Below are 12,297 nucleotides of genomic sequence, written 5' to 3' on the forward strand. Positions count from 1 at the left end.
AAGAACCGATATCATGGTTGCAGCGATCGCGAATTCGTGATCCCCACCGCGTCTCTCGAACGGGAGAGCGGCTTCCCCGGTCCAGAGGGGGCGCAGACCGCGGCGGGCCACCGGCAGGAACTGGTCGACGCCGACGAGCGTCCGGAGTGTCCCGACCGCGGCTCGCTGTCGCTGTACTACGCCGAGCGCCGTGAGACCCGCGAGTCCTGCGGCCGGTCGGAGTGGTGAGGGATGGACGAAGCCCCCGCGTTGTCGCGGGGCCGCCGCTGGCTGCGGACCGTTCCGACGACGCTCGCTCTCTGTGGTCTCTTCGTCTTCGTCTTCGCAGCCGAGTGGTACGTCTGGGAGCGGTTCGGATACGCGGCGTTCGTCGCGCTGTTCGTCGCGACGCCCGAGCCCTCGGTCGGGTGGCTGCTCGCGCCGCTGGCGCACCTGCCGACGGACCCGCGCCACCTCGTTTCGAGCGTCGTGCAACTGCTCCTGTTCGGCGGCGTCGTCGAGCGCCGCCTGGGGCGCCGGCGCTTCCTGGCGCTCGCCGCGGTGTCGGGGCTGGTGACGACGGGCGCGCAGGTCGCCTGGTACGTCGCGCTCGGTGCGTCGGGTCGCGTGGCGGGGACGCTCGGCGCCAGCGGGGTCGTCCTCGCGATGACGGCGCTGGTCGTCGTCGACAGCGTCCGCTACCGGGTCGCGATCGGCGACTGGCACGGCGAGTTCACCCCGCTGTGGGTCTTCTTCGGCGCCGTCATCGCCGGCCAGGCCGTCTTCGGCCTGCTGGCGCTCGCGGCCGGGAGCGCGCAGGTCGGCGTCGTCGGGCACCTGACCGGCGTGGTGATCGGCCTCGGCGTCGGCCTCGCTCGGCCGACTAGCGCCGTCCTGCTGTCGGGCGACTAGTCGGCCTGACGCCGGGGACGACCGGAGAACAGGACTCAAGCGCGCCTCATCCGATCGTCGGGTATGAGCGGCGGCGGCCGACCCCGTCCGGTCTGCGAGCGGCCGACGACCCACCGTCACTGCACGTACGTCCGCCCTGAACACGGCGTCGTCTACGACTGCGCGGACACCCTCTACTGAACGTCGACACCGAGGTCGTAGCGCTCGCGGACCAGCCGGTAGGTCGGGCCGGCGAGCAGGAGTCCGGAGACGGCCGTCGCGGCGGCGACCAGGGCGATCCCCTGGTCGAGCCCCTCGACCGAGAGCGTGCGCATCGACGCGCCGGCGACGACGGCGCCGACGATCCACGGCGTCTCGCCGACGAGCGTCCCGACCAGATACGTCCGCGGGGAGATCCCCGAGAGGCCGGCCGCCGAGGAGATCACGTCGGAGGGGATCGGCGCGAGCCGCGCGGCCACGAGCCCGCGGAAGCCGCCGGTCGCCGCGACCACGCGGTCGCCGACCCCGGCCGTCCGCCCGAGGATCCCCTCGTCGGTCCGGAACCGACGGGCGACCAGAAACGGCGTCGCCGTGGAGACGGCGAGCCCCGCAGCGGCGACGGGGATCCCGACCGCCACGCCGTAGACGTACCCGACCGTCAGCGAGAGCAGGCTGACCGGCCACAGGACCAGCGGCCGGGCGACGTAGAGGACGGCGAGCACGGCGAGAAACCGCCAGGGGTCCCCAGAGAGCGCGACGAGCGACTCCAGCACCGCGGCCGGCGAGAAGACCACGGCGCCGGCCGCGAGCGCGACGGCGAGGGCCGCGAACCCCCCCAGTTGCCGGCGCGTCGCTCGACTGACTGCCATCGTTCGCCGTCCAGCCCCCGCCGGCACAAGTCTTGTGGTCGACGCCACACTCCGGGCGCTCGCGGCCGGACCCGGAAACGCTTAGGTCCCCTGGAACCCCACCGGAGGGCGTGGACGACCGCGTCGAACTGGGCGTCGAACTGCTCGCCAACCTCGAACACGCGGAGCTGTCGCTGGCCGAGGCCGTCGACCGCATCGAGACGGTCACCAGCGACCCGGCCGTCACCCGGGAGATCCTCGAGACCGCCGAGCGCCGGGGCGTCATCGACCGCGAGGGCGACACCGTCGTCCCGACGACCGGCGACTACGTCAGCTTCGAGGGCGGCGACGTGGTCAGCAGGGAGGGGGAGTTCACCTGCCAGCGCTGCGGCGCCGGCATCACCACGGGCTATTTCATCGAGTTCGACGCCGGCGAGCACGGTCCGTTCGGCTCCTCGTGCATCAGGAAAGTGACCGGGCGCGAGGACTGACCGGCCGGGGGTCCGGGACCGCGCGCCACCCGGAGTGTTGCCGGCCTACTCGGAGTTCTGCTGGACCAGTTGCTTGAGCGCGCGGTGCTGGCGCTTGAGCAGTTCGTTCTGTCGGTCGACCGCCTCGGTCAGCTCGTCAAGCCGCTCGGCCATCGCCTCGAACTCCTCGCGCGTGACCGGCGCGGGCTCCGCCCCGTCGGTGTCACCCGCCGTCTCGGACGACGCCGACGACCTCGATGTCGACGTGTCGGCCGGGTCCGCGCCGGCGTCCCCGGCCGCGGCGGGGTCGGCGGAACCGTTCTCGGGCTGGGCCGATCCGGCCGCAGAGGGCGAGGTGTCCGCCGGTTCCGTCGCGTCGGCTTCCCGGGAGTTCGCCCGCTGGGGGGCCGTTTTCGGGGAATTCGGCTGCTGGGCGTCCGCTCCGGAAGCGTCGGCCGTGTCCGCTTCCCCGGCGTCGCTTCCGGTCCGTCGTTCGTCGACTGCGTCACCGCCCGAGTCGGCGGGCTCGGCTGACGCCGACGGGGACTCCGGTTCCGAGCCAGCCGACTCGGCGCCGGTCTCCGGCCGGTCGGGGGAGTCGCCCCCGGACCGCTCGCGGTTCGCGCCCGACGCGTTCCCCGCGTTCACGTTCGAATCCCGGTCGTTCCCCGCGTTCGAAGCCCGGTCGTTCCTCGCGTCCGAGGCCTGGTCGGCGTTCGAGCGTGCGGGCTCCGAGGCGCCCCCGGTCGCCGCCTCCGACCCGCGGGTCGCGGGCTCGGCGGCCGATCCGGTACTGGCGTCGGCCGACCGGTCCGCGGCCGGTTCGGCCGATCCTCCGCCCGGTTGTCGGTCAGTGTCCCGCGGTTGTCTGTCGGTCGCCTGCGCGTCGCCCTCCGCGAGGCGCTCGTCGGCGTCGACGGACTCGGCGAGGTCGGCCTCGTCGCTGACCAGCGGGTCGAAGTCGTCGCCGAACGAGAAGCCGTCCCCGCTCTCGTCGGCCGCGGCGTCGACGCCGCCGGCGTCCGCGTCTTCCCCGCCGACGACGCGGTTGAGTTCCTCGACGTTCGTCACGTCGTAGTAGTTGAACAGCGCCCCTTCGAGCGTCTGCCGGACGACGGGCGCCTTGTCGTTGGGCACCTTGATCCGCTGGGGACGGCCGTCGACCGAGAGGGCGATGCTGGTCGCGACGCTGGCGCGCTCGAACTCCAGGCCCGTCACGTCGTCGTAGGCGTAGACCTCGTAGTCCTCCGACCAGACCTGGCTGCCGATGTGTTTGATCAGCCGCCCCTCGGCGATGATGAGCGTGAGTTCGCTGAAGCGGTAGACGCCGGCCAGCGACTCGCGGGCCTCGATGACGCCGTCGAGCTTGAGGACGCCCTCGAGGAACAGTTCGAGCACCTTCTCGCCGCGGTTGGCCGGGACCGTGAACGACTCGGTGCCGTCGATGTACTGCATGGTGAACTTCGTCTTGCGGCGCCCCTCCGAGACCGCGAGCTGTTCGATATCGTGGGAGTACTCCTCGACCGCTTCGTCGCTGAGCAGGCCTTCGCCGCGGTAGACGAGCGTTCGCGTCGGTGTGAGACAGACCGCGTCCTCGTCGCCGAGCGAGACGCCGGCCTGGATCTCCTCGCCGTCGAGCGCCCCCTCGACGAGGTCCGGGATGTCCATGGCAGAGGTGTACCCGTCCGGGTGTATAAATCCGGGGGTGGGAACCCGCCTGCCCGCCTGCGCGCGGACCCTACCGTCGGCGGACCGATCACCGAAACGACGGGACGGCGGGCCGAACGCGGGGGATCGCCGGCGGAGATGAGAAGGTTAAAGGCCGCCACCACAGTATCGACGAGTGCGCCCGGGTGGCTTAGCTGGACATAGCGCCGCACTCATAGGGTTTCCTTGCGCGGCAGCCGGCATGCCCCCACGAGGCCCGTCAGCCTCGGACCTGGGACATGCGGAGATCGAGGGTTCGGAGCCCTCCCCGGGCATTCCTTCCGTCGACCCGTCCGGCGAGCGACTGCGCTATCGCTCGGTGTGGGAGCGGCCGCCGCTCGCCCGCCGAGACGCGTCGTACAGGGCCGGTACCCCGAGCGGGAGCGCGAGCACCCCGAAGAGGGCCTCCGCGGTGACCGCCCGGTGAGCGTCGCGGAACGCGGCTATCGTGGCGACGACGCCGAGACCGGCCACGGCGTAGGCGAGGTTGCTCCAGAGCGGGTCGTACGTCGAACAGTATAGCCAGCAGACGAACGTGTACGACGGCGCGTTCCAGGTCGCGGGATCGGGCTTGGGCCAGAAGAACCGGCAGTACGTCGTGAGCGCGAGCATCGCCACGGTCGGTAGGCCGAGCAGCCACGTCGCGGGGCTCAGCCGCCACCGGTCGCCCAGCGCGTCATACGCGCGGAGGAACACCGACGGGAGGCAGGCGATCCACAGCCAGATCCCGACCGTGTAGCTGACCGGCCAGTGCTCGATACGGGGCTGGGCGAGGGGAAGCCGGTACGCTTCGGGGAGCGAGAACCACGGGAACGACGGGTCGGGAACGGGGTTCGTGACGAGTGCGAGGAGACAGAGGGCCGTCCCGACGGCGAGGCCGTACGGGCCGTAGGTCGCGAATCGGTCGAGCGGACGTGGAAGCGCGTCGGCGGGACCGGGCCGAGCCGTCCGAGATGCCGCGTTGCTCGTCATCGGTCGGATTCGAGCCGGTCGCGGCGCTGCTCGTACTCCTCGTCGCTCAGGTCGCCGCGGGCGTACGCGAGGCGGAGCTCTTCGAGCGCCCGGTCAGTCCCGTCGCCGTCGCGCCCGACGACCGCACGGTAGACGAGATAGGCGCCGACGACGAGCGCGGCGAGGAACAGCAGTTGCGTCGCCAGACCGACGAGAAACAGCCAGCCCGGTCCCGTTCCGGGCGCTCCCCACATCCCGTGGTCGGTCATCATCGGTCCGTACCCCATCATCCCGAACCCCATCCCGAGGGCGGGAAGCGCGACGAGGGCGACGAGCGCGGCGAGTGCGATCCAGACGACGCGTCGGTCGGTGGTTTCGGTGGCCATGGTATCACCGGTCCGCGCTGGCGGACTCTGTGCTAGCCTACGACGGCACCCTTCAATGCGATTGTCGTTGGGAAAGGAAGACAGACGGGGGCTCGACTTTTCGTATCGAAAGCGGGATCCGCTCCCACGATTTGGACCCTCGTCCTGGACCGCCGTCCCGGATCCCGAGACAAGGGTGTGGGTCGTCGCCGTCCCGATCCGAAGCGCCCGGTGGAGGGAGCGACACGGTTCGACGCGACCGCGCACGACGGGTATCGATACCTCGGGGAGTTTCGGATTGAAATTCTACCCCGTCAGAAATTTCATTCTGGAAGTGGAAATCCGGTTCAATCATTGTTCCGTTGGTACACGTGTGATGACCACCGAGCGAACCGGCGGCGCGCGCGCCGCCACCGACGAGGGATCGACCGCGCCGGTCGTTCGCGCGACCGACGTCGAGAAGACGTACGACTCGCGGTTGCCGTTCATCCGGTCGGTCGAGGTGCTCGACGGTGCGACGCTCCGGGTCGAACGCGGCCAGATCGTCGGGATCATGGGCGAGAACGGAAGCGGCAAGTCGACACTCATGGGCATCCTCGCCGGGGTCCTCGACCACGACGCTGGCGAGATCGAACGGGCGGGCTCAGTCGGCTGGTGTCCACAGGAACCGCGGCTGTACGACCGCCTGACCGTCGATGAGACCTTCGAACTGTTCGGGACGGCCTACGGGATGACCGACGACGAGATCGCCGAGGCGCGGGCGTGGCTGACGGACGTGCTCGACTTCGAGCGGTTCCGCGACCGCCAGATCCGCCACCTCAGCGGGGGGAATCGCCAGAAGGTTAACCTCTCGGTCGCGCTGATGCACGAGCCCGACCTGCTGCTGTTGGACGAGCCGTACACGGGCTTCGACTGGGAGACGTTCCTCGCGTTCTGGGATCTGGCCGAGGAGTTGCGGGCCCGTGGCGTCGGCGTCGCCATCATCTCCCACATCATCAACGAGCGCGACCGCTTCGACGTGGTGTACGAACTCCACGACGGCCACCTCCACAGACAGGAGATCGGCGACGACGAGGGCCTGGACCCGGAGCCGACGGACGACGACGTCGCCTGCGAGCGGACCGCCTCGTTCGTCGACGATGCCGGGGCCGAAGGCGGCCAGCGAGCGACTGCCGGGCAGGGGGAAGGCGAATGAGCGGTGTCAACCGGACCGTCGCGGGGATCCGGGCGAGCGCCCGCTCGTTCGTCAGGGAACCGTTCACCGTCGCCCTGCTGGTCGTCCTGCCGGCGCTGTCGGTCCAGATCTACGGCGTCGGCATGGGGCAGTTCCCCGACGTGGGGATCTTCGCGGTGAGCGGGTCGGTCGCGACGGTCGGCCGGGTCACCGGCGCCGTGTTCGCGACCGCCGCGCTCGCGGGCGTCCTCGGCCTCTTCCAGATGATCAGCGCCCGCCACGCCGACCGCCGGCTCGCGATCTGTGGCTTCCGCGGCGTGGAACTCGTCGCTGCGCGGTTCGCGACCGTCGCCGTCGCCAGCGCCGTCGTCGGCGTCGTCTCCACGCTCGCGCTCGCGGCCCGCGTCGACGACCCGATCGGTGCCCCGGTCGCCGCGTTCGCCGGGCTCGCACTGGCCGGTGGCGTCTACGGCCTGCTCGGTATCGTCGTCGGCAGCGTACTCCCCAGGGAACTGGAGGGGTCGCTCCTGCTCGTCGTTCTGGCGGACGTGGACAACGTCTTCGCGAGCGGCCTGTTCGCCATCGAGGACAGTATCACGCAGTTCGCCCCGCTCGCGCACCCCCACGCCATCGTCACGCGGGCCGTCGTCGACGGATCGCTCGCGACCGACCATCTCCTCCCGGCCCTGGCCTACCTCACACTGTTCGCGGTCCCGAGCGTCGTCGCCTACACCTACCAGGTCGAGTCCGGGGGTGATACCCGATGAACCGCCGCGTCGCGACCGCCGTGACGATGGGCGTCCGGGAATTCCGCCGGACGCCCGTCCTGCTGGCGCTGCTCGCGTTCCTCCCGGCGTACATCATCGGCGCGTTCGTCCTGCTGGTCTCGGACGTCGACGTCCCGGCGACGATCGATGGGGCGACGGTCGCGGTTCCCATGACCGACTTCGCCGCGGCGTTCATGACACCCGTGACCGTCGCCATCCTCTCGGGAATCGTGGGGCTGTTCCTCGTCCAGATGTCGCAGGCGGCCGACGACAGGCTTCGACTCGCCGGCTACGGTGCGGCTGACCTCGTCGTCTCGCGGGTCGGCACGCTCGGGCTCGGGACCGGTGTCGTCACGGGGACGTCCGTGTTCGTCGCCGTGCTCGCGTTCACTCCCGAATCTCCCGTCCCGTTCGTCGCCGCGACGCTACTCGTCGGCCTCTCCTACGGCATCCTCGGCGTCGTCGTCGGCATCGTCCTCGGCCGGCTCGGCGGCGTCTACGTGATGCTGTTCGCCCCGATGGTCGACGTGCTCCTGTTCCAGAACCCGCTGGCGACCGACCCGCCCGCCTGGACGGCCCTGCTCCCGAGCCACTACGCGACGGACGCGCTCTTCGACGCGGCGTTCACCGGGAGCGCGGACGCGTGGGACTTCGCGGGCGCCGGGCTGTACGTGCTCGCGCTCCTCGCCGTCGGCGTCCTCGTCTTCTACCGAGCGACGGACGTCGAGTGACCGGCGGTCGGCCCGACGAACCGCCGACCCGACCGGGATTTCGGGACCGAACCCGGCACCCGTGTCGAGAGTTCGGATCCGAATCGGAAATCCGCTTAAACGATCGGACCGTAGTGAGACACGTATGTCCACGACACTCACCGTCGAAGGGATGACCTGCGAACACTGCGAGCAGTCGGTCGAGGAGGCGCTCGAATCGGTCGACGGCGTCGAGGTGATCAGTGTCGACCGCGACGCGGAACGGGCGACAGTCGAGGGCGACGCCGACCCGGACGCGCTCGTCGCCGCCGTCGAAGACGCCGGCTACGAAGCGTCGGCCTGATACTGATTACTGCGACTATTTTCACGGGGAGCGTCGAACGACCCCGGTCCAGCACTCTCATCGATACGGCTCGTCACGGCGGTAACCGATCGCAGTGTTCACCACGAGACGTGACGAGCGGGACCACCGGGTCGAGTCGACGTGACGCCGGCCACGGGACCGTTCCCGGTGCGCGGGAACCGCCGCGAGGTCAATTACCGTGGGCCGCCAATTCCGGTCGATGGCACCGACCACGCGACGCGAACTGCTCGGGGGCATCGCGACCGGGGCCGCCCTCGCCGCGGCGGGCTGTCTGTCGGGCGACGGAGACGAGGCGTCGTTCTCGGGGACGCTGTCGGTCGCGGACGCCCGCCAGTACAGCGCCCCCGGCTGCAGTTGCTGTTCCGATACGTCTCGTACCTCCGCGAGTACCTCGACGCGCCCCTCCCGGAGCGCGCGACCGAGGACGTCACGACGGTCAGGCGCCGCCACGGCGTCCCGCCGGAACTGGCGAGCTGTCACACCGTCGTGCTCGAGGGCACGGTCGTCGAAGGTCACGTCCCCGCGGCGGCGGTCGCGGAGCTGCTCCGCGACGAGTCGGACCTGGACGGGATCGCACTCCCGGGGATGCCCGCCGGCTCGCCCGGTATGGGCGGGACGAAGCGGGGACCGTTCACCGTCTACGCCGTCGGCGACGGACGGACCGGCGAGGTCTTCGGGGAGTGGTAGCCCCGGCGAGGGCTGCGGTCACCCGCCGGCCTGCGGGCGCGCGTCGGCCGACGCCGGGACTCCCGACAGGCCCGGCACCGACAGGTCGGTCCGGCGGAGCAACTGGGCGTTGATCGCGACGATGACGGTGCTGAGCGACATCAACAGCGCACCGATCGCGGGCGACAGGAGAACCCCGACCGGTGCGAGGACGCCCGCGGCCAGCGGGATGGCAAAGACGTTGTAGCCGGCGGCCCAGACGATGTTCTCCTGCATCTTCCGGTAGCTGGCCTTACTCAGTTTCACCAGTCTGACCACGTCCATCGGGTTGTTCTGGACGAGGATCACGTCCGCCGACTGGACGGCCACGTCGGTCCCGCTACCGATGGCGATGCCCACGTCGGCCCGCGCGAGCGCGGGCGCGTCGTTGACCCCGTCGCCGACCATCGCGACGAGTTTCCCTTGGTCCTGGAGTTCCTGCACTTTCTCGTCCTTGTCCTCGGGCAGCACCTCGGCGAAGACCGTGTCGATGCCCAGTTCGTCGGCGACGGACTCGGCCACCTCCTCGGAGTCGCCGGTCAGCATCGCGACCTCGATGTCGAGGTCGTGGAGCGCGTCGACGACGGCGTAGCTCTCCTCGCGGATCACGTCGGCCATCGCGAACGCCGCGACCGGGTTCCCCTCCCGGACGAGGAAGACCACCGTCCGGCCGTTCTCGCCGGCCTGGTCGGCGAAGGCGGCGAGTTCCCCGGGCACGTCGCTGTCGAGATGCGCCAGCAGGTTCGGACCGCCGACGTAGACCTCCCGACCGTCGACGACCGCGCGGACGCCTCGCCCCTTCATCGCCTCGAAGTCGTCGGCGTCGGGAGCGTCGATACCTCGTTCGTCGGCCGCCTCCCTGATGGCGCGGGCGATCATGTGTTCGGAGTCACCCTCGACGGCGGCGGCGAGTTCGAGCGCTTCGTCCTCGTCCACGCCGTCGACGGTGGCCGTCCCGACGACGCCGTGTTCCCCCTCGGTGAGCGTCCCGGTCTTGTCGAAGACGACCGTGTCGAGGCTCCGGGCCTGTTCCATGGCGATCCGGTCGCGGACGAGCATCCCGTTGCGGGCGGCGAGCGACGTGTTGATCGCGACCACGAGCGGGATCGCGAGGCCGAGCGCGTGCGGGCAGGCGATGACCAGGACCGTGACGACCCGTTCGACGACCGCCGCGTCGAAGGCCGTCGCCGCCGTCCAGGCGATCCCAGTGACGAGCGCTGCGCCGAGCGCGACGTAGAACAGCCAGCCTGCGGCGCGGTCGGCGAGCACCTGCGTCTTCGATCGGCTCCCCTGGGCCTCCTCGACGAGGCGCATGATCCCCGCCAGCGTCGTCTCCTCGCCCGTCGCGTCGATGCGCACGCGGAGGCTCCCGTCGCCGTTGACCGTGCCGCCGATCACCTCGTCGCCGGGTTCCTTCGCGACCGGTTTCGACTCGCCGGTGATCATCGCCTCGTTCACGTCGGAGTCGCCCGCCTCGACGACGCCGTCGGCGGGGACGCTCGCACCCGGCCGCACGAGGACGAGGTCGCCCTCGACGAGGTCGCTCGCCGGGACCTCCTCGGTCTCGCCGCCCTCGGTGATCCGTTCGGCAGTGTCGGGCATGAGCTTCGCCAGTTCGTCGAGGGCGCTGGAGGCCCGCCGCACCGACCGCATCTCGATCCAGTGGCCCAGTAGCATGATGTCGATCAGCGTGACGAGTTCCCAGAAGAAGGCCGACTGGGTGGGGAAGACGACGCTCGCGAGGCTGTAGACGAACGCCACCGAGATCGCCATCGAGATGAGCGTCATCATCCCCGGCGAGCGGTCGCGCAGTTCCGGCGCGGCCATCCGCAGGAACGGGAGACCGCCGACCGCGAAGACGACCACCGCGAACACGGGGTTGATCCACTCGCTCCCCGGGAACGTCGGTACCGAGAACCCCAGATTCGCCTGGAGGAACGGGCTGTAGAGCAACACGGGGACCGAGAGCACCAGCGAGACGAAAAAACGCCGCCGGAACATCGTCTCGTGGCCCGCGTGCATCCCTCCGTGGCCGTCGCCGTGGTCGGTGTGACCTTCTCCGTGACCGGTGTGTTCGTTCCCGCGGTCACCCTGGTCCGCCCCGTGAGTGCCGTGTCCGGACCGACTCTCGCCGATCCCGGCCTCGTCTTCGAGAACGTCCTGTTCGACGCGGTCGCCGCGGTCCCCGTCGCCGTCGTGTGAGTGGTCGTCCATCGTCGGTCCCGTCGTCTGTCGTACGTCTGCCACGGAGATGGGTCTTTGCACGAGCGGTCGGCGACGAGCCGGCCGAGACGGCGGATGCGGTCGGTTCCCCCGCCGCAAATGGAGGCAGAGCGCCTATTCCGCCGTGAGGCGTACCGTCGGGCGGATGCGTGACAGCGACCCTTCGACGGCCGGGAGCGACCGCGGCGAGTTCGCGAACTGGTTCCTGCTGGAGGGGAACCGGCTCTCCGTCGCCGCCTGCGTCGTCGCCACCGCGGCTGCCGCGCTCGCCGTCGTCGTCATCGCCTTCGGGCCCGCCACGCTGCGACGGGGGAGCCCGGTATACTTCCTCTTCAGTTCGCTGCTGACCGGCGACCTCACGCTCGTGACGGTCGTGCTCTCGATCAACCAGCTGGTGCTCTCCCGGGAGCTCGGGTCGCCGGGGTCGCTGCGGTCCACTCTGGACGAGACGGTCGAGTTCCGACGCGACGCCGCCGACGCGACGGGGACGCCCGCGGCCCCCTCGGAGCCGTCGGCGTTTCTCCGCTCGCTCCACGAGTCGCTCGCGGCGCGGAGCCGCGACCTCCGGACGGCGGCGGGCGACGCGGCCGAGGCCGACCTGCGTCGACGCCTCCGATCGCTCGCTGACTCGATGGTCGACGACGCCCGGACCGTCAACCGGACGCTCGACGAGCGGGGCGAGGAGGTGTTCGCCGTGGTCGCGGCGACGCTCTCGACCAACCACGCGGCGCAGCTCCGCGAGATCGCCGCCGTCCGCGCCGCGAACGACGACTTCCCCGACCGGGTCGGACCCGCGCTCGACGACACCGAGCGGTTGCTCCGACAGATCGACGTCGGTCGCAAGTACTTCAAGACGGTGTACGTCCAGAAGGAGCTTGCGTACCTCTCGCGGCTGCTCCTCTACGTCGGTGTCCCGGCGGTCCTCGCGTGTGGGGGCGCGCTCGTGCTCTACAACGCGTCGCGAACGGCGACCGTCCCGGTCGAGGTCGTGGGCGGCGTCGCGGCGGCCGGCTTCCTGCTGGGGGTCGCGCCGCTGGCAATCCTCTTCGCGTTCGTCCTGCGACTGGCCTGGGTCGCCCAGCGGACGGCCGCGATCGCGCCGTTCCGCACCGGATCCGAGTACGGCCCCTGATCGGGGGTCGG

15 protein-coding genes and 1 tRNA gene are annotated in these 12,297 nt (G+C 70.7%); 11 read left to right on the forward strand and 5 right to left on the reverse strand.

Annotated features, from left to right (window positions below; genetic code table 11):
* The first annotated feature begins 36 nt into the window (after positions 1–36).
* The 3 genes from ACMGFI_RS11695 to ACMGFI_RS11705 all read left to right on the forward strand — a co-directional run bounded on the left by ACMGFI_RS11695 (position 37) and on the right by ACMGFI_RS11705 (position 1,071).
* Positions 37–228 (forward strand): hypothetical protein, encoded by a 192-nt coding sequence (locus tag ACMGFI_RS11695; protein WP_436909804.1) that lies wholly within the window; start codon positions 37–39, stop codon positions 226–228.
* 3 nt (positions 229–231) lie between these two features.
* Complete coding sequence (locus ACMGFI_RS11700; RefSeq protein WP_436909806.1) at positions 232–891, forward strand: rhomboid family intramembrane serine protease; 660 nt, start codon at positions 232–234, stop codon at positions 889–891.
* Positions 892–954: 63 nt separating this feature from the next.
* Positions 955–1,071 carry an HVO_2523 family zinc finger protein gene (locus tag ACMGFI_RS11705; RefSeq protein WP_436909807.1) on the forward strand — a complete coding sequence of 39 codons (117 nt, stop codon included), beginning with the start codon at positions 955–957 and terminating at the stop codon, positions 1,069–1,071.
* On the opposite strand, the gene ACMGFI_RS11710 is transcribed toward ACMGFI_RS11705, so the two are convergent.
* On the reverse strand, positions 1,065–1,739 hold the full coding sequence (locus tag ACMGFI_RS11710) for a TVP38/TMEM64 family protein (RefSeq protein ID WP_436909809.1): 675 nt from the start codon (positions 1,737–1,739) through the stop codon (positions 1,065–1,067). The genes ACMGFI_RS11705 and ACMGFI_RS11710 overlap by 7 nt on opposite strands.
* A 110-nt stretch (positions 1,740–1,849) precedes the next feature.
* Here ACMGFI_RS11710 and ACMGFI_RS11715 point away from each other — a divergent pair, with 110 nt between their 5' ends.
* Positions 1,850–2,209, forward strand: a complete 360-nt coding sequence (locus ACMGFI_RS11715; protein WP_436909811.1) for a DUF5830 family protein — start codon at positions 1,850–1,852, stop codon at positions 2,207–2,209.
* A 45-nt stretch (positions 2,210–2,254) separates the two neighbouring features.
* Here ACMGFI_RS11715 and ACMGFI_RS11720 read toward each other — a convergent pair whose 3' ends face one another.
* Complete coding sequence (locus ACMGFI_RS11720; RefSeq protein ID WP_436909812.1) at positions 2,255–3,856, reverse strand: DUF7115 domain-containing protein; 1,602 nt, start codon at positions 3,854–3,856, stop codon at positions 2,255–2,257.
* A 179-nt stretch (positions 3,857–4,035) separates the two neighbouring features.
* Between ACMGFI_RS11720 and ACMGFI_RS11725 the strand changes: the two genes are divergently transcribed.
* Positions 4,036–4,170 (forward strand) — tRNA-Met (locus ACMGFI_RS11725).
* 34 nt (positions 4,171–4,204) lie between these two features.
* Here ACMGFI_RS11725 and ACMGFI_RS11730 read toward each other — a convergent pair.
* Entirely contained in the window at positions 4,205–4,867 is a 663-nt protein-coding gene (locus ACMGFI_RS11730) for a hypothetical protein (protein WP_436909814.1), read from the reverse strand.
* Complete coding sequence (locus ACMGFI_RS11735; RefSeq protein ID WP_436909816.1) at positions 4,864–5,232, reverse strand: SHOCT domain-containing protein; 369 nt, start codon at positions 5,230–5,232, stop codon at positions 4,864–4,866. The genes ACMGFI_RS11730 and ACMGFI_RS11735 overlap by 4 nt, the downstream gene beginning before the upstream one ends.
* Positions 5,233–5,587: 355 nt before the next feature.
* On the opposite strand from ACMGFI_RS11735, the gene ACMGFI_RS11740 reads away from it, so the two are divergent.
* From ACMGFI_RS11740 to ACMGFI_RS11760, 5 genes are all read left to right on the forward strand, one after another.
* Entirely contained in the window at positions 5,588–6,406 is an 819-nt protein-coding gene (locus ACMGFI_RS11740) for an ABC transporter ATP-binding protein (RefSeq protein ID WP_436909818.1), read from the forward strand.
* A complete protein-coding gene (locus ACMGFI_RS11745) occupies positions 6,403–7,152 on the forward strand; it encodes a hypothetical protein (RefSeq protein ID WP_436909820.1) in 750 nt (249 codons plus the stop codon). The genes ACMGFI_RS11740 and ACMGFI_RS11745 overlap by 4 nt, the downstream gene beginning before the upstream one ends.
* A complete protein-coding gene (locus tag ACMGFI_RS11750; RefSeq protein ID WP_436909822.1) occupies positions 7,149–7,883 on the forward strand; it encodes a hypothetical protein in 735 nt (244 codons plus the stop codon). The genes ACMGFI_RS11745 and ACMGFI_RS11750 overlap by 4 nt, the downstream gene beginning before the upstream one ends.
* Before the next feature lie 124 nt (positions 7,884–8,007).
* Positions 8,008–8,205, forward strand: a complete 198-nt coding sequence (locus ACMGFI_RS11755) for a CopZ family metallochaperone (RefSeq protein ID WP_436909824.1) — start codon at positions 8,008–8,010, stop codon at positions 8,203–8,205.
* A 375-nt stretch (positions 8,206–8,580) separates the two neighbouring features.
* Positions 8,581–8,913 (forward strand): DUF411 domain-containing protein, encoded by a 333-nt coding sequence (locus ACMGFI_RS11760; protein ID WP_436909825.1) that lies wholly within the window; start codon positions 8,581–8,583, stop codon positions 8,911–8,913.
* An 18-nt stretch (positions 8,914–8,931) separates the two neighbouring features.
* Here ACMGFI_RS11760 and ACMGFI_RS11765 read toward each other — a convergent pair whose 3' ends face one another.
* Positions 8,932–11,145, reverse strand: a complete 2,214-nt coding sequence (locus tag ACMGFI_RS11765; protein ID WP_436909827.1) for a copper-translocating P-type ATPase — start codon at positions 11,143–11,145, stop codon at positions 8,932–8,934.
* Positions 11,146–11,299: 154 nt separating this feature from the next.
* On the opposite strand from ACMGFI_RS11765, the gene ACMGFI_RS11770 reads away from it, so the two are divergent.
* Positions 11,300–12,286 (forward strand): DUF7972 family membrane protein, encoded by a 987-nt coding sequence (locus tag ACMGFI_RS11770; protein WP_436909828.1) that lies wholly within the window; start codon positions 11,300–11,302, stop codon positions 12,284–12,286.
* Positions 12,287–12,297 lie beyond the last annotated feature (11 nt).

This window comes from Halosimplex marinum (assembly GCF_051414075.1).
Lineage (GTDB): Archaea > Halobacteriota > Halobacteria > Halobacteriales > Haloarculaceae > Halosimplex > Halosimplex marinum.

Coding starts and splice junctions, on each gene's coding strand:
- ACMGFI_RS11755 (WP_436909824.1), top strand. CDS start 8,008: ATGTCCACGACACTCACCGTCGAAGGGATGACCTGCGAACACTGCGAG.
- ACMGFI_RS11770 (WP_436909828.1), top strand. CDS start 11,300: ATGCGTGACAGCGACCCTTCGACGGCCGGGAGCGACCGCGGCGAGTTC.
- ACMGFI_RS11720 (WP_436909812.1), bottom strand. CDS start 3,856: ATGGACATCCCGGACCTCGTCGAGGGGGCGCTCGACGGCGAGGAGATC.
- ACMGFI_RS11745 (WP_436909820.1), top strand. CDS start 6,403: ATGAGCGGTGTCAACCGGACCGTCGCGGGGATCCGGGCGAGCGCCCGC.
- ACMGFI_RS11705 (WP_436909807.1), top strand. CDS start 955: ATGAGCGGCGGCGGCCGACCCCGTCCGGTCTGCGAGCGGCCGACGACC.
- ACMGFI_RS11730 (WP_436909814.1), bottom strand. CDS start 4,867: ATGACGAGCAACGCGGCATCTCGGACGGCTCGGCCCGGTCCCGCCGAC.
- ACMGFI_RS11735 (WP_436909816.1), bottom strand. CDS start 5,232: ATGGCCACCGAAACCACCGACCGACGCGTCGTCTGGATCGCACTCGCC.
- ACMGFI_RS11740 (WP_436909818.1), top strand. CDS start 5,588: ATGACCACCGAGCGAACCGGCGGCGCGCGCGCCGCCACCGACGAGGGA.
- ACMGFI_RS11710 (WP_436909809.1), bottom strand. CDS start 1,739: ATGGCAGTCAGTCGAGCGACGCGCCGGCAACTGGGGGGGTTCGCGGCC.
- ACMGFI_RS11765 (WP_436909827.1), bottom strand. CDS start 11,145: ATGGACGACCACTCACACGACGGCGACGGGGACCGCGGCGACCGCGTC.
- ACMGFI_RS11750 (WP_436909822.1), top strand. CDS start 7,149: ATGAACCGCCGCGTCGCGACCGCCGTGACGATGGGCGTCCGGGAATTC.
- ACMGFI_RS11700 (WP_436909806.1), top strand. CDS start 232: ATGGACGAAGCCCCCGCGTTGTCGCGGGGCCGCCGCTGGCTGCGGACC.